15 protein-coding genes are annotated in these 14,953 nt (G+C 48.1%); 1 reads left to right on the plus strand and 14 read right to left on the minus strand.

Annotated elements, in window-relative coordinates; all coding sequences use genetic code 11:
• Positions 1 to 105 precede the first annotated feature (105 nt).
• The 5 genes from recG to OWN49_RS01380 all read right to left on the minus strand — a co-directional run bounded on the left by recG (position 106) and on the right by OWN49_RS01380 (position 5,905).
• Positions 106 to 2,154, minus strand: coding sequence for an ATP-dependent DNA helicase RecG (gene recG, locus OWN49_RS01360; RefSeq protein ID WP_176283315.1), 2,049 nt, complete (start codon positions 2,152 to 2,154; stop codon positions 106 to 108).
• Positions 2,132 to 3,034, minus strand: coding sequence for an L-serine ammonia-lyase, iron-sulfur-dependent, subunit alpha (sdaAA, locus tag OWN49_RS01365; RefSeq protein WP_003154324.1), 903 nt, complete (start codon positions 3,032 to 3,034; stop codon positions 2,132 to 2,134). Before sdaAA ends, recG begins: the two co-directional genes overlap by 23 nt.
• Positions 3,035 to 3,054: 20 nt before the next feature.
• A complete protein-coding gene (sdaAB, locus tag OWN49_RS01370; protein WP_003154325.1) occupies positions 3,055 to 3,717 on the minus strand; it encodes an L-serine ammonia-lyase, iron-sulfur-dependent subunit beta in 663 nt (220 codons plus the stop codon).
• 142 nt (positions 3,718 to 3,859) lie between these two features.
• Positions 3,860 to 5,527: a DAK2 domain-containing protein gene (locus OWN49_RS01375; RefSeq protein ID WP_070081813.1), complete on the minus strand. Its 1,668-nt coding sequence runs from the start codon at positions 5,525 to 5,527 to the stop codon at positions 3,860 to 3,862.
• Between the two features lie 15 nt (positions 5,528 to 5,542).
• A complete protein-coding gene (locus tag OWN49_RS01380) occupies positions 5,543 to 5,905 on the minus strand; it encodes an Asp23/Gls24 family envelope stress response protein (protein WP_003154327.1) in 363 nt (120 codons plus the stop codon).
• A gap of 258 nt (positions 5,906 to 6,163) precedes the next feature.
• Here OWN49_RS01380 and rpmB point away from each other — a divergent pair, with 258 nt between their 5' ends.
• On the plus strand, positions 6,164 to 6,352 hold the full coding sequence (gene rpmB, locus OWN49_RS01385; RefSeq protein WP_003154328.1) for a 50S ribosomal protein L28: 189 nt from the start codon (positions 6,164 to 6,166) through the stop codon (positions 6,350 to 6,352).
• Positions 6,353 to 6,429: 77 nt separating this feature from the next.
• Here the strand turns inward: rpmB and spoVM are convergent, their stop codons facing one another.
• From spoVM to fmt, 9 genes are all read right to left on the minus strand, one after another.
• On the minus strand, positions 6,430 to 6,510 hold the full coding sequence (gene spoVM, locus OWN49_RS01390; RefSeq protein WP_003154329.1) for a stage V sporulation protein SpoVM: 81 nt from the start codon (positions 6,508 to 6,510) through the stop codon (positions 6,430 to 6,432).
• 86 nt (positions 6,511 to 6,596) lie between these two features.
• Entirely contained in the window at positions 6,597 to 7,241 is a 645-nt protein-coding gene (locus OWN49_RS01395; RefSeq protein WP_031378749.1) for a thiamine diphosphokinase, read from the minus strand.
• A gap of 65 nt (positions 7,242 to 7,306) precedes the next feature.
• Entirely contained in the window at positions 7,307 to 7,960 is a 654-nt protein-coding gene (rpe, locus tag OWN49_RS01400) for a ribulose-phosphate 3-epimerase (RefSeq protein WP_003154331.1), read from the minus strand.
• A gap of 1 nt (position 7,961) precedes the next feature.
• Positions 7,962 to 8,852, minus strand: a complete 891-nt coding sequence (rsgA, locus tag OWN49_RS01405) for a ribosome small subunit-dependent GTPase A (RefSeq protein WP_007409752.1) — start codon at positions 8,850 to 8,852, stop codon at positions 7,962 to 7,964.
• A gap of 14 nt (positions 8,853 to 8,866) precedes the next feature.
• The gene (gene pknB / locus OWN49_RS01410; RefSeq protein WP_077722187.1) at positions 8,867 to 10,810 is read right to left on the minus strand and encodes a Stk1 family PASTA domain-containing Ser/Thr kinase; all 1,944 of its coding nucleotides are present in this window, start codon (positions 10,808 to 10,810) and stop codon (positions 8,867 to 8,869) included.
• Positions 10,804 to 11,565: a Stp1/IreP family PP2C-type Ser/Thr phosphatase gene (locus OWN49_RS01415; RefSeq protein ID WP_071391846.1), complete on the minus strand. Its 762-nt coding sequence runs from the start codon at positions 11,563 to 11,565 to the stop codon at positions 10,804 to 10,806. Before OWN49_RS01415 ends, pknB begins: the two co-directional genes overlap by 7 nt.
• A gap of 5 nt (positions 11,566 to 11,570) precedes the next feature.
• The gene (rlmN, locus tag OWN49_RS01420; protein ID WP_003154339.1) at positions 11,571 to 12,662 is read right to left on the minus strand and encodes a 23S rRNA (adenine(2503)-C(2))-methyltransferase RlmN; all 1,092 of its coding nucleotides are present in this window, start codon (positions 12,660 to 12,662) and stop codon (positions 11,571 to 11,573) included.
• Positions 12,663 to 12,665: 3 nt separating this feature from the next.
• A complete protein-coding gene (gene rsmB, locus OWN49_RS01425; RefSeq protein WP_003154341.1) occupies positions 12,666 to 14,009 on the minus strand; it encodes a 16S rRNA (cytosine(967)-C(5))-methyltransferase RsmB in 1,344 nt (447 codons plus the stop codon).
• Positions 13,996 to 14,949, minus strand: a complete 954-nt coding sequence (gene fmt / locus OWN49_RS01430; RefSeq protein WP_077722186.1) for a methionyl-tRNA formyltransferase — start codon at positions 14,947 to 14,949, stop codon at positions 13,996 to 13,998. The genes rsmB and fmt overlap by 14 nt, the downstream gene beginning before the upstream one ends.
• Positions 14,950 to 14,953: the final 4 nt, after the last annotated feature.

A 14,953-nucleotide genomic window follows, 5' to 3' on the forward strand; every position in this document is an offset into this window, starting at 1 on the left:
TGTAAACACCATCCGGACAATTAAGACTAGGTACTAATAGTAGTATATAATCTCATAGATTGGAATGCAATGATTGTTTTTTGAAAGCCGCCGAATTTTACAGAATCAGCTTAATTTCTCCCCTTCTAGGACGCCGCTTGAAAGTAATTGACCGCGCAGCATGCGGTATTCGTCATCTTTCCAAAAAGCCTCTGAAGACACCAGGTTGACCGCATCCTGGCGGGCCGTTTCCAAAGCTCTGTAGTCATGAACCATATCCGCCACCTTGAACTCGGGCATACCGCTCTGTTTTTTTCCGAAGAAATCACCGGGGCCGCGCAGTTCAAGGTCCTTTTCAGACAGCTCAAAGCCGTCGTTTGTCTCTGACATGATTCTCATCCGTTCCTTCCCGGTTTCGGATTTCGGATCGGCCATCAAGATGCAGAAAGATTGGTGGTCTCCCCGCCCGACCCGGCCGCGGAGCTGATGGAGCTGAGATAATCCGAAACGGTCGGCGTCATAGATGACCATAATCGTCGCATTCGGCACGTTCACCCCGACTTCTACGACGGTTGTTGACACAAGTACCTGACATTGATTGGCGCTGAATTCTCTCATCACCTGATCTTTTTCATCAGAATGGAGCTTCCCGTGCATCAGGCCGACATTCCATTTACCCCGGTATACGTCAGACAGCATGTTATATACGTCAATCGCATTCTGTACATCCAGTTTATCCGACTCTTCAATGAGCGGGCAGATAATATAGGCTTGCCTTCCCTGCTTCAGCTCTTTTTCTATAAAAGCCAAAATCCGCTCCAGCATGTCGTGTTTCACCCAATACGTTTCGATTTGTTTTCGCCCCGCGGGCATTTCATCTATCACGGAAACATCCATTTCTCCGAAGACGGTAATGGCCAACGTTCTCGGTATCGGGGTGGCTGTCATAAACAGCACATCCGGATCCTGACCTTTATTCTTGAGTTTTTTGCGCTGTTCGACCCCGAACCGGTGCTGCTCGTCCGTAATAACAAGACTCAGCGCTTTGAATTCCACTTCATCCTGGATTAAAGCATGGGTCCCTACTAAAATATCAATCTCTCCGAGAGCAAGCCGCTCCAAAAGCTCCCTGCGCCGCTTTCCTTTTACAGAACTCGTCAAAAGCGCGATATTTACATCTTCATTTGCAAACAACGATACGAGAGAATCTGCATGCTGTTCGGCCAGAATTTCAGTCGGCACCATTAATGCCCCCTGATACCCCGACAGAATCGCAGCGTACAAAGCGATGGCGGCGACGGCTGTTTTCCCTGAACCGACATCACCTTGCAGCAGACGGTTCATTCGGTAAGGGGATGTCATATCAGCGGTAATTTCCCGAAGCACGCGCGTCTGTGCGGTCGTGAGTGAAAACGGCAGGCTGTCTGTGAAAGCGGCGAGCTTTTCAGCAGGAAACACATGGCTGATGCCTTTTGACTGTTCCCTTTCCGCTTTACGGAACGCCTGCATTTTCAGCTGAAATAATAAGAATTCCTCGTAAACAAACCGGCGTCTTGCCTGCTGTAACGATTCCCTCGTTTCAGGCTGATGCATCGTCTGCAGGGCATGTTTGTAATCAGGCAGCTTATAGCGGATTCTCAATTTTTCAGGAAGCGGATCGGCTGCACTGTCCAAATGATGCTGCAGCGCTTCCTTAATAAACCGTCTCATCATTTTTACGGTGACGTTTTCTTTAACGGAATAAACAGGCTCAATGCTTTTATCTTCTTGATGAGGACCAGTTTTTAATTCCTGCACGGAAACGGTCTGTCTGTGTTTATCCCATTTCCCGGATATCGTGACGATAGAACCTAACGTCAGTTTCTTTTTTAAGTAGGGACGGTTAAAGCAGACCGCGGTAATTAAATAATTGCCGACAAGCACCCTGAATGTCAGCCTGTTTCGTTTTTTGCCGTAATAGGTAAGAGAAGGTTCTGAATGAACCTTCCCTTCTACCGTCACTCTTTCTTCATGTTTTACTTCTTCTAAATCCCTCAGCTCATAGTCGTCATAACGGTAAGGGAAATAATTCAGAAGATCAGAAATGTCATAGATACCAAGTTCGTGCAATGTTTTTTCTGTTTCCGGCCCAATGCCCTTAATTTCCGCTATACTAGTTTGCTGATGGTGTGTCACTTGATTTCAGCGCTCCTCCGAAAATTTTTTTCTCTAATTCTCTTCCCGTCGGTGTCGCAGCTAAACCGCCTTGTCCCGTTTCACGCAGTGCTGTCGGCATCGTCTGGCCGATTTTGTACATCGCGTCAATCACCTCATCGCAAGGAATGCGGCTTGTAATCCCGGCCAGCGCCATATCCGCCGCGATCATCGCGTTGGATGCTCCCATTGCGTTTCGTTTGACACACGGCACTTCTACCAATCCGGCGACCGGGTCACATACGAGACCGAGCATATTTTTCAGTGTAATCGCCATTGCTTCCGCTGATTGCTGAGGCGTTCCGCCCGCCATTTCCACAATCGCAGCCGCTGCCATGCCTGATGCTGACCCGACTTCCGCCTGACAGCCTCCTGCCGCTCCTGAAATACTCGCATTATTTGCTACGACAAAACCGAACGCGCCGGCTGTAAACAGAAAACGGATCATTTGTTCTGTCGTAGGGTTCAGCTTATGCTTTACGGCGAATAACGTTCCCGGCACAACCCCGGCAGAGCCGGCGGTCGGTGTAGCGCAGATCGTTCCCATCGCCGCATTGACTTCATTTGTCGCCACAGCTTTAGAAACGGCGTCTAAAATCAGATTGCCCGACAGGCTTCTTCCCGATTGGATGTATGCCTGAAGTTTCACGGCATCTCCGCCTGTTAAACCGGTCTGACTCGTGACGCCCTTCAGCCCTTTTTCAACAGCTGCTTCCATGACGGAGAGATTGCGCTCCATTCCTTGAAAGATTTCTTCCCGTGTTTTTTGCGTCACTTCCATCTCTTGGGTGATCATCACTTCCGAAATCGGAATTTGTTTTTCTTGAGTGATTTCTATTAATTCTTTTACATTACGAAACATGTCATTTTCCTCCTGACTTTTTAGTCAGCTATCTTAGTAACCTGTATAATATTAGGAAGTGTTGAAAGTTCGTCAAGCACTTCTTCTTCAATATTCTGATCGACCTCAATCGTCATCAGCGCAAGCTGGCCGACGTCCTTACGCGCCACTTCCATATGCCCGACGTTGATGGAGAATTTCGCAAGCACATTGGCAACGCCTGCAATCGTGCCGAATTTATCATTATGAACGACTAAAATAGCCGGGTGGTTTCCGGAAAGTCGCAGCTCAAAGCCGTTGAGCTCCGTGATTTCTATTTTTCCGCCGCCGATGGAAATACCGGTAAGGGCAAGCTCTCCCTCATCATCAGAAATGACGATACGCGCCGTATTCGGATGAACGGGCACGGCATCCTCTGTACGGAACTCTACATATATGCCCTTCTCTTCCGCAATTTGAATCGCTGTTTTAATCCGTTCATCAAATGTATCAAAATCAAGCAGGCCGCCGATAATCGCGACATCAGTGCCGTGACCCTTATACGTTTCTGCAAATGATCCGTAAAAAGACACAACGATCCGGCGGGGCTCCCGCCTGAATAAGCTTCTGGCCACTCTGCCGATCCGGGCGGCGCCTGCGGTATGTGAACTGGACGGACCGATCATGACCGGGCCGATAATATCAAAAACGCTTCTATACTTCATGCTGGTTTGCTCCTCCTTAACATCACTTCATTCAGCGCTTTTCTTTAGACTAATTGAACATTTCTCAATTGGCAAGCAGGCACACTGCCGCACTGCCGCAGGTAAATAAAGGCATAAGAATAGAAGGGCCTGATAAGCCCTTCTATTCTGCCGCAAATATATATGGATACAGAGGCTGTCTGCCGTTATGGATTTCAACCTCGATATCTTCACAGACGCTAGCAATATACTCAGCGAGTTTCTCAGCTTCTTCTTCCGGCGCGTCCTCTCCGTACAGGATGGTGACGATTTCATCTTCTTCCCCGATCATTTCATCCAGCAGCAATTTCGCCGCACTTATCCGATCTTCGGCGCTGCCGATAATTGAACTGTTTAAAATGCCGATAAAATCACCTTTTTTAATATCTTTGCCGTCAATATGGGTGTCTCTGACTGAATATGTCACCTGGCCGCTTTTCACATTCCGGATGGCCTCAAGCATATTGGCTTCATTTACATCAGCCGGCTGGTCAGGGTTAAACGCAAGCAGGGCGGTCATGCCTTGAGGGACCGTTTTTGCCGGAATGACAATGACATTTTCTTCAGCCACGCTCGCCGCCTGATTGGCAGCCATCACAATATTGGAATTGTTCGGAAGAATGAAAACCGTCTCCGCATTGACAGACTGAACGGCTTCAACAATATCTTCCGTGCTCGGATTCATTGTCTGGCCGCCTTCGATTACGTGTGAAGCGCCGATGCTCGTAAACAATTCAGAAATGCCCTCTCCCATTGCCACAGTCACGATGCCAAAAGGCTTGCGGGCTTCTTTCATAACGCCGGCCGGCTTTTTTTCATCATGTTCTTGGCTGATGATTGAAGTATGCTGTTCCCTCATGTTTTCAATTTTAATTTTAATCAAATCGCCGTAACGCTGTGCGAGATTGAGTACGTTCCCTGGTTCTTCGGCATGAATATGAACTTTCGCCAGCGTATCATCAGCCACGACCAGCAATGAATCGCCGAAACGGCTCAGTTCGTTTCTGAACGCCTCTTCCTTGAACGTCCGTTTATCTTGATCCAGCCTCACCATCACTTCCGTACAAAATCCGAATTCAATGTCTTCTGTACTCAGCATGCTCTGCGCGCTTTTATGATGCTCGGCATTCACCATATCATCGAGTGCCGGAAGAACCGCTTTTTTCGGTACGGCCTCTCCTTTTAAAGCAGCCAAAAAGCCTTCATATACACAAAGCAGACCTTTTCCGCCGCTGTCAACGACACCGACGTCCTTTAAAACAGGAAGCAGATCCGGCGTGCGGTTGAGCGACGCTTCCGCTTCTTCAATAACGGCCTCCATGACCGAAATAATATCGGTTTCTTCTTTGGCCGAGGCGACCGCTTTTTTAGCCGCATCCTTGGCCACGGTTAAAATCGTTCCTTCAACCGGTTTCATAACCGCCTTATATGCCATATCCACTCCCGCTTGGAGTGCTGCGGCAAACTCTCGGGCATCTATTTGGTTTTTGTTTTCAATGCTCTTTGTGAAACCTCTGAACAATTGGGACAAGATCACCCCTGAGTTTCCTCTCGCTCCCATAAGCAGGCCTTTTGACAGGGCGATGCCGACTTTGCCGATGTCGGGTGAGTCAATGTGCTCTACCTCTCTTGCACCGGATGACATCGATAAATTCATATTTGTTCCGGTATCGCCGTCAGGCACGGGAAACACGTTCAGCGCATCCACCGCGGATGCATTTTGAGACAATGTCTCAGCCCCCGCCAGAATCATTGCCGCAAAAGCTCTCCCATCTAAGTTTCGTCTAGACAATACTCATCCTCCTCACTACGGGTTCGTTACTCGTACGCCTTGGACATAAATATTTACAGAATCAACTGCAAGTCCGATTGTTTGATTTACTGTGTATTTTACCTTCGTCTGAACATTGTGGGCTACTTCGGATATTTTAGTGCCGTAGCTGACAATAATGTACATGTCGATATGTATTTGTTCGGCTTCCTGACGGACATGTACGCCTTTTGCGAAGTTCTCTCTCCGGAGGATTTCAGACAAACCGTCTTTAATCTGGTTTTTTGAGGCCATCCCCACTATTCCGTAACAGTCAATGGCAGCGCCTCCGGCAACCATTGCGATGACTTCGTTGGATATATCAATCTGTCCGTATTTTGTCTTCATTTCAATGGACACACAGGTTCCTCCTTCAGATGCATAGAGTTATCATTATTCTACTATATGTATCCCATTATGAAAAGAAAAGATACAGACAGCGGCCTTCAGCGCGGAAATGTGATTGGTTTTACATGTCAAGTGATTTTTCTTGAAAGTAAGGGAAACAATAGTTGCAAACGGTTTTTAGCTGTGGTAAATTATTTAAAGTATTGTATAACGAAAGCATCTGAGACACTATGTTTAAAAAGATGTTTCGCGCAGTTAGGAGGGAAACAAATGGCACGTAAATGTTTTATTACAGGTAAAAAAACAAAAGCCGGAAACAACCGTTCTCACGCAATGAACGCTTCTAAGCGTACTTGGGGCGCCAACCTTCAAAAGGTCCGCATCCTCGTTGACGGCAAACCTAAAAAAGTGTATGTATCTGCCCGGGCTTTAAAATCCGGTAAAGTTGAGCGTGTATAAGCAAAAATGAACGCCTGCCCTTTTATGCGGCAGGCGTTTTTTATGCGTTCAAAGAGGGCAATTTCAGCTTCTTGGGCTTACTCTTTTCTAAATGAGCCCAGCATCGCCCGGACAATTCCTCCTAAAAACTTCGGCAATTTAATGGTATAAAATTTCATTTTGTCCCCTCCTATAAGTCCCGTATCCGCTGCGTTCATCACTTTAGGATTCATGGTTTTTTCCGCATATGGCAGAAGCCGCTTTTCTAATCCGCGCTCCTTACCATTATTAATATGCCTTTTGCAAACGAAAAAGTACCTCGTGAATGAATGAGTTCGTTACTAATACATAGTGTGGAACCCAGAGGAATATGACAATTATCAAGGGGATATTTAAAACCGTCGAGTGTCAGGCCGTCTGCCGCTTCCGTAAACGGAATGAAAGAAATATAGCGTCTGCGCGCTTTTTTTTCAATTGTATAACGGCCGGGCCCGAACATCTGAATGTCATTCTGCCGGTCGATCAGCTCGACATCGGTATGCTTATGTAAGGCTTTATACAGCAGCTGGATGTTCCCTAAAAAGTGATCGGCTCTTCCGCCCGTCACACCGAATACCCGAATGTTTTCCGGTTCTTTTTGTAAAGCCCAGTCAAGAGCGAGTTCAAGATCGGTATAATCTTTTTCCGCCTGATACACATGGAGGGCCGGCGCCGCTTTTTGAATCTGCATGAGCTCCTCTTCCGTAATGCTGTCAAAATCACCGAAAGCTTCCTGCGGAATGATTCCGGCCTCCAAAAGAGCAACCGTCCCTTTATCAACTCCGACCCACGTCGTATCTCCGTCTGTGTATTCGGATAGATCGGGAATAAGCTCCCGCGGGCCGCCCGCAACGATATTGATTGTCTTCATATGCTATCCTCTCTCTTAGACGCGAAAAGAGCCGGCGGCTTTCACCGGGCTCTTTTTCAGCATGTTTATGATGCGTTTCGGATGTCGGCGATGGCTTTTTTCCGATCCGGCTGATTATATACGGCAGACCCGGCAACAAGCAGATTGGCGCCCGCTTCAGCGCATAAAGGGGCTGTTTCTTTATTAACGCCTCCGTCCACCTCGATTAAAAGCTCAGACAGGCCTTTCTCCTCAGCCAGCTGTTTGACCTGACGGATTTTCGGCAGAACCGAATGAATGAAGCGCTGTCCGCCAAAACCGGGGTTAACCGTCATTAACAGCACAAGGTCAAGCTCCTCGATCACATGTTCAATCATTTGGACGGGCGTATGCGGATTAAGCACAACTCCCGCTTTTACCCCTTGCTCTTTTATCAATTGAATAGTCCGGTGAAGATGCGGACACGCTTCAGCGTGAACGGAAAGGATGTCCGCACCGGCTTTTGCGAATGCCGGGATGTAGCGGTCCGGGTTTTCAATCATAAGATGGACATCCAGCGGCAGATCAGTCACCGGACGGACGGCTTCAACGATAAGCGGCCCGATTGTAATGTTAGGGACGAAATGGCCATCCATGACATCAATATGGATATAGTCCGCCCCTCCTTTTTCCACGTCTTTAATTTCCTCGCCCAGTGAAGCAAAATCGGCGGAAAGAATTGATGGCGCAACCTTAATCATATTAATACCTCGGCTTTCTCTCTTTTATTTCCTGCATAAATTCTTTGTAATGCTCATAGCGGTACGGCTGAATCTCTCCTTCTTCCACCGCTTGCTTTACCGCGCATTTCGGTTCTTTAAGATGCAGACAGCCTCTGAATTTGCAAGAGGCGCTTATTTCTCTGATCTCAGGGAACGTGCTGCCCAGCTCTTCTTCCTCAATGCCGGTAAATTCAAGCGAACTGAACCCCGGAGTATCCGCAACCAGACCGCCTGATGTATGAATGAGCTCCACATGGCGCGTCGTATGTTTTCCGCGTCCCAAATGCGCGGAAATCTCGTTTGTTTTCAGCTCAAGCTCCGGGCTGATCGCATTTAAAAGCGAAGATTTTCCGACTCCCGACTGACCGGCAAACACCGTCGTTTTGTTCTCGAAGTGTTTCACAATGCCTGTTAAGCCGCTGTTTTCTTTTGATGACGTCACATATACGTCATAACCGATCGCCTGATAGTCTTTCACGTAAGAAAGTATCGCCTCTTTCGATTCCCCGTCTGCAGCTAAGTCCATTTTGGTTATGCAGATGATCGGGTGAATGCCGTTGGCTTCCACAAGGACGAGAAAACGGTCCAATAAAGACGTGCTGAACGCCGGCTGAACGGCAGAAAAGACGAGAACGGCCTGATCGACATTTGAAATCGGCGGCCTGATCAGCTCATTTGTTCGTTCTTTGATTTCCAGCAGGTAGCCTTCTTTATCATTTTCAGCCTGATAAACGGCATAATCGCCGACCAGGGGCGTTATTTTATTTTTTCTGAAAATGCCCCGGCCCCTGCATTGAATGATCTTGTCCTGTGATTCATCCAAGACATAATAGAATCCGCTTAACGCTTTTATAATTTTGCCCTCAGGCATAGGGTCCCTCCTTGTCAGTCATTATCTTTCGGGTATTCAATCGTTTTGTAGCTGACCACTTTATGATCGACCATCACTTGATAATACCCCTTCTGTCCCTGATCAATCTTCAGTTCAATTGTTTTTTCAGTCGGCTCTTTTATTTTAAATGAGTCATACGTATCAGAGATGCTGTGGTCCTTATCATCGATGGCGATTTGCACTTCAAGCTCGTCCCCTTCATGTTCAGGTTCGTAAGGAATGCTGATTTTTTCTTTTACCGTTTTCGCCGGTTTTTCTTCAGGTCCGAGCGAGAACGTCACTTCAACATTACTTCCCGGCTTAACCGCAGTGCCGGCTGACGGCTCTTGTTTCATGACTTGTCCTTCCGGCACGTCATCTGAATGGGCTTGTTTTTCAACAAGCTGCAGGCCGTTATCTTCAAGATACCCTGAAGCCGCTTCTTTGCTGTAAGTCTTTAAGTCCCTCAGCGTAACGTCCGCCGGGCCGAGGCTGACCGTTAGATTGACTTCATCGTCGCTTGCGACCATATCGGTGCCGGCTGACGGGTCCTGATCAATTACGGTGCCGGCCTCGCTGTCATCGTTTTCTTCTTTTACATTAACATGTTTGAAGCCTTTTTCCTTCAGCGCTTTTTTTGCGTCGCCGATCTGCCGTCCTTTCACGTCGATCAGCTGGGTTTTCGGTTTTCCGATGCTTTTGTACAGTTTTACAGAAGAACCTTCTTTAACGGTAGACCCCGCTTTTGGGTCCGTTTTGACCATTAATTCCTCTTCTATTTTTTCATCTTCAATGTCCGTTATATCAGGATCAGCCCGGAGCCCGTTCTTTTCAAGCAGGGCTTCCGCTTTTTCGTACTTCATGCCCCGTACGTCGGGGACGCTTACATCTTTAGGCATAAATAAAGACGGGAACACGGTGACCGCAAGAACAGCCGCCATAATGAAAATGAAACAGACGGCCAGCAAAACCCACGGCCATTTCCGTTTTTTCTTTTTGGCTGGCTGCTGTTCCTTATCATCCGTCTCCCCCGGCGTTTCCGCCTGAGGAGCGGCTTTTGCGCCGTCAGTAATAACGGGAATGGCTTTTGTCATTTCCTCATCATCCTGCACGGAAAATTTTTGTTCATTCAGCCTGCCGGCGTCAAAAGCCGTTCTGATGTCCGCCTCCATGTCTTCGGCGCTTTCATAGCGGTGAAACGGATCTTTAGCGGTTGCCTTTAAAATAATGTTTTCAACGCTCTGCGGAATGGAAGGGTTCCACTTTCTGGCGGAAGGCGTTTCTGTTTGCAGGTGCTTTAGCGCTATGCTGACGGCTGATTCTCCGTCAAAAGGGATTTTGCCTGTTAAAAGCTCAAACAGCACGATGCCGAGCGCGTAAATATCTGATTTTTTCGTTGCCAGGCCGCCTCTCGCCTGCTCCGGAGACAAATAATGAACCGAGCCCAGCACAGAATTCGTATGTGTGATTGTCGTAGATGTAAGTGCTGTGGCGATGCCGAAATCCGTCACCTTGATATGCCCTAAATGATCTATCAATATATTGTGCGGTTTAATATCCCGGTGCACGATATGGTTTTGATGGGCATGGGCGATGGCCGAGACGATCTGCTCCATAACGGACAGCGCTTCTTTCGGATGGAGCGGTCCGTGTGCGGTTATGTATTCCTTTAATGTCATGCCTTCCACATATTCCATGACAATGTAATAAATATCGCCTTCCTCCCCGATATCGTAAATACTGACGATATTCGGATGATCGAGGCTTGATGCCGACTGTGCTTCTCTTCTGAAACGCCTGATAAAATCAATGTCATTCACAAAGTCAAACCGCAGAATTTTAATTGCGACTTCACGTTCGAGAATGATGTCCTCAGCTAAAAAAACGTTTGCCATTCCGCCGCCGCCAATGGGCCGGAGGATATGATAACGCCCGCTGATCCGCTTGCCGGTTAGCACTTGTCTTCACCCTCTTTTTCATCTGCGGAAAACTCAATCAACACAGCCGTGATGTTATCTTCGCCGCCGTTTTGATTCGCTTTGCTGATGAGAAGGTCTACTTTTTCCTGAGGATCAGATTCGGCTTGAAGCATTTGTTTGATCTCGTGATCTTCTATTTTATTTGACAGTCCGTCAGAGCATAAAAGCAGCTGATCGCCGTCAGACAGTTCAAAAGAACGGGCGTCGGGGCTGATGGTTTCATCTGTCCCCAGCGCTCTCGTCAATACATTTTTCCGCGGATGGTGCTCGGCGTCCTCTTTCGAAATTTCCCCCGTCTTGACCAGCTCATTCACAAGCGAATGGTCCTCAGTCAGCTGAGTGAATTCCCCCTCTTGAAGCAGGTAGCACCGGCTGTCTCCGATATGAGCCACAGTGACAAACTTCCCCGTGAATAAGGCGCAGACAATGGTGGTGCCCATTCCCCGGCATTCTTCATTCGCTTTAGCGTGGTCATGTACTTTGACATTCGCCTCATGAATCCGGTCTTTCAGCCAATCCTCGCAAGCGGACGGCAGAGAAGGAACCGTTTCGGTCCGGTTCCACTGCTCTTCCATCGCCGCAACCGCCATCCTGCTCGCTACATCTCCGGCAAGATGACCGCCCATGCCGTCGGCGACAACCGCAAGCACCGCGTCTTCTTTTGTGAAAATGCCCGCCGCATCTTCATTATGCCGGCGGACTTTACCTGTATCTGTTTTCAAGGCTGTAATCAACCTCTTCACCTCGTCTCGTCTTGACGCTCCTTCGCGCGAAGCTGACCGCAGGCCGCGTCAATGTCATGGCCTTGCTCTCTTCTGATCGTGACATTTACACCGCGGGATTTTAACGTTTTTTCGAATGCAAAAATCTGATCTCTCGGTGTACGGACGTAATCCCGTTCAGGCACATAGTTTACCGGAATTAAATTGACATGGCATTTCACGTCTTTTAACAGTTCTGCAAGCTCTTCTGCATGTTCGACCTGATCATTTACGCCGCCGAACAGCCCGTATTCAAAGCTGATCCGTCTGCCTGTTTTCTCGATGTAATATTTGACGGCCTCCATAAGGTCAGGAAGCTTATAGGCTTTGTTAATCGGCATCAGACGGCTTCTGATTTCCGTATTCGGAGCATGCAGAGAAATCGCGAAATTGATCTGCATTTTTTGATCGGCGAAATCGTAAATCTTCGGAATGATTCCGCTGGTGGAAACTGTGATATGACGCGCTCCGATGTTCAGCCCTTTATCGTGGTTAATAATTTTTAAGAAAGCGAGCATTTCATTGAAATTATCAAACGGCTCTCCGATTCCCATGATGACGACTGAGCTGACGCGTTCATCCGTTTCATCAAGCGCCTTTTGCACTTTCACGACTTGAGCGACGATTTCTCCCGCTTCAAGATTCCGTTTCAGACCGCCGAGCGTTGACGCGCAAAATGTGCAGCCGATCCGGCAGCCGACCTGTGTCGTTACACATACAGAATTACCATACTCGTGTCTCATTAAAACCGTTTCAATCGTATAACCGTCATGAAGCTCAAATAAAAATTTCATCGTGCCGTCTTGAGATGTCTGTTTTACAGCCGTTTTCAGCGTTGTCAGCACAAAATTGCTCTCGAGTTTTTCACGCAGGCTTTTTGAGAGGTTTGTCATTTCATCAAATGAAGAAACCCGCTTTTCATAGAGCCATTCAAAAATCTGTGCTGCGCGGAACGGCTTTTCGCCATTCTCGGTCAGCCATTGTTTGATTTCATCTAATTCAAAAGAGTAAATGGACGGCTGCTCAGTCCGCAGCTCTTTCCGTACGCTTGTCTTTTTTAATTGTGTCATTTTTTATCCCTTCTTTCTCATGCTGCTAATAAAGAAACCGTCTGTTCCGAAATAATGCGGAAGAATTTGAAGGCTTCCATCCTGAACAAAGGGTCTCGCCTTTTCAGGCAGCCGCTTTTCAAGAGACAAATCGGGTTCAAACTCAGGGTGTTCTTGTATAAACGCATGCATAACTTCTTCATTTTCTGTCCGATCCATTGTACACGTACTGTATACGAGTGTGCCACCTTTTTTTACTAATGGGGCGATTTCCCTTAAAATGCCGAGCTGGATTTCTGACAGCCGTCTGCTGTCCTCCGGCGTCTTCGTATATTTCATATCGGGTTTTCTTCTGATGACACCGAAACCTGAGCAAGGCGCATCAACGAGAATACGGTCAAACCGTTCTGCTCCAAAGGCCTCTCCCGCTTTTCGCGCATCCATCGTTTGCGCGTCGATGATCGTAAGTCCGAGCCGTTCTGCGCCCTCTTTAATCAGCTTCACTTTATGGCGGTGAAGATCAAGCGATGTGAGGCTCCCCTCGTTCTCCATCAGTTCCGCAATGTGAGCCGACTTTCCGCCCGGTGCGGCGCATGCATCTAAAACGGTTTCGCCCGGCTTCGGGTCCAGCGCCCGCGCGACAAGCATTGAGCTTTCATCCTGTATGGATACCCGGCCGTTTTGGAAAAATGCCGTGTTCGCGATGCTTCCTTTCAAAAGCTTAATCGCATCAGGAGAAAGGTCTCCGGCTTCCGCTTCCAGACCGGCATTCTCCATCTCATTCAGCACCGTTTCCCTGTCGCTCTTTATGTGATTGACACGGAGCGTCTGCTTCGGCGGAATGAGATGAATCCGGCAGATCTTTTCAGCCGCCTCAAAGCCGTACGCCTCGACCCACTCTTTTACGAGCCATTCGGGATGGCTTGTCTCTGTAGAAAGACGGAGAACCGGGTCTTCAATTTCAGCGAATGACGGCGCCCCCTCACGCTGCAGGGAGCGGAGAATGCCGTTGACAAAGGACGCAATGCCCTTATGCCCGCGTTTTTTGGCGATTTCAACCGCTTCATGGATGGCGGCGCGATCCGGAATTTTTTCTAAATACTCCATTTGATACGCGGACAGACGAAGCAGCTGAATCACCCACGGCTTCACCTTATTCGGCTTGCGGATAAAAGGCTTCAGCATATAGTCTAAGGCGATTTTATTTTGCAGCGTTCCGTAGACAAGCTCTGTCAGCAGTCCTCTGTCCTGATCGCTGAGCGTGTTCGTTTTGATAACAGATGTAAGAAGCAGGTTGCTGTATGCCTGATTTTGCTCAAGCTTCTCAAGCGCTTCAAGGGCGAGCTCCCGGACATTAATTTTCTTCATTTGCTGCTCCTAACACGTCACCGGACTGCACATTTTTGCCTCTTGCAAAATCTTCGCCCTTCATCCGTTTTTTTCCCGCCGGCTGCAGCTCAGTGATTAAAAGGGCGGTGCTGTTTCCTGATGCGACGACAATGCCGTTTTGCTCCGTGCGGATGACTGTTCCGGGCGCAGCATCAGTTTTTGCAGCAACTTTTTCAGAAGCCCATACTTTAATAGTTTGACCGTTCAAAGTTGTATAGGCGACAGGCCAAGGGTTTAAACCTCTGATCTGGTTGTAGATCTCTTCTCCGGGCTTTGCCCAATCAATCCGCTCCTGCTCACGCTTAATGTTAGGCGCGTAAGTCGCTTTTGATTCGTCCTGTTTGATCGGTTTAATATTTCCAGAAATGACGTTCGGGACGGTCTCTGACAAAAGCTTTGCCCCTGCTATGCTTAATTTGTCGTGCAGCGTGCCGACGTTATCCGTTTCATCAATTTCCACTTCGATTTTAGAAATCATATCGCCCGCATCAAGCTTTTCAACCATATACATGATCGTCACGCCTGTTTTCTTCTTGCCTTGGAGAATCGAATAATGTATCGGCGCTCCGCCTCTTAATTCAGGCAATAGTGACGCGTGTACGTTGATACAGCCGTATGTCGGGCCGTCCAGCAGCTGCTTGGGCAGGATCTGTCCGAATGCCGCCGTAACAATCAGGCCCGGCTTCAGGCTGAGCACTTTTTCTATTTCTTCTTCGAGCCTTACTTTTTCGGGCTGAAGCACGGGAATGCCGTGACGTTCAGCTTCAGCCTTTACAGGAGGGGGCGTCATGATTTTCTTTCTGCCTTTCGGGCGGTCAGGCTGCGTAACGACACCAACCACTTCATACCCGTCTTCAATAAGCGTGCGCAGGACGGGAACTGAAAAGTCGGGCGTTCCCATAAAAACGATCCTTGTCATCCAA

The sequence above is a fragment of the Bacillus sp. NEAU-242-2 genome, from assembly GCF_027853835.1.
In the GTDB taxonomy this organism is placed as follows: domain Bacteria; phylum Bacillota; class Bacilli; order Bacillales; family Bacillaceae; genus Bacillus; species Bacillus velezensis.

What these genes read in the sequence shown, in the direction of transcription:
- sdaAB (WP_003154325.1), bottom strand. Translation starts at nt 3,717, where the DNA reads ATGAAGTATAGAAGCGTTTTTGATATTATCGGCCCGGTCATGATCGGT.
- sdaAA (WP_003154324.1), bottom strand. Translation starts at nt 3,034, where the DNA reads ATGTTTCGTAATGTAAAAGAATTAATAGAAATCACTCAAGAAAAACAA.
- fmt (WP_077722186.1), bottom strand. Translation starts at nt 14,949, where the DNA reads ATGACAAGGATCGTTTTTATGGGAACGCCCGACTTTTCAGTTCCCGTC.
- rlmN (WP_003154339.1), bottom strand. Translation starts at nt 12,662, where the DNA reads ATGACACAATTAAAAAAGACAAGCGTACGGAAAGAGCTGCGGACTGAG.
- spoVM (WP_003154329.1), bottom strand. Translation starts at nt 6,510, where the DNA reads ATGAAATTTTATACCATTAAATTGCCGAAGTTTTTAGGAGGAATTGTC.
- rpmB (WP_003154328.1), top strand. Translation starts at nt 6,164, where the DNA reads ATGGCACGTAAATGTTTTATTACAGGTAAAAAAACAAAAGCCGGAAAC.
- rsmB (WP_003154341.1), bottom strand. Translation starts at nt 14,009, where the DNA reads ATGAAGAAAATTAATGTCCGGGAGCTCGCCCTTGAAGCGCTTGAGAAG.
- OWN49_RS01395 (WP_031378749.1), bottom strand. Translation starts at nt 7,241, where the DNA reads ATGAAGACAATCAATATCGTTGCGGGCGGCCCGCGGGAGCTTATTCCC.
- rpe (WP_003154331.1), bottom strand. Translation starts at nt 7,960, where the DNA reads ATGATTAAGGTTGCGCCATCAATTCTTTCCGCCGATTTTGCTTCACTG.
- rsgA (WP_007409752.1), bottom strand. Translation starts at nt 8,852, where the DNA reads ATGCCTGAGGGCAAAATTATAAAAGCGTTAAGCGGATTCTATTATGTC.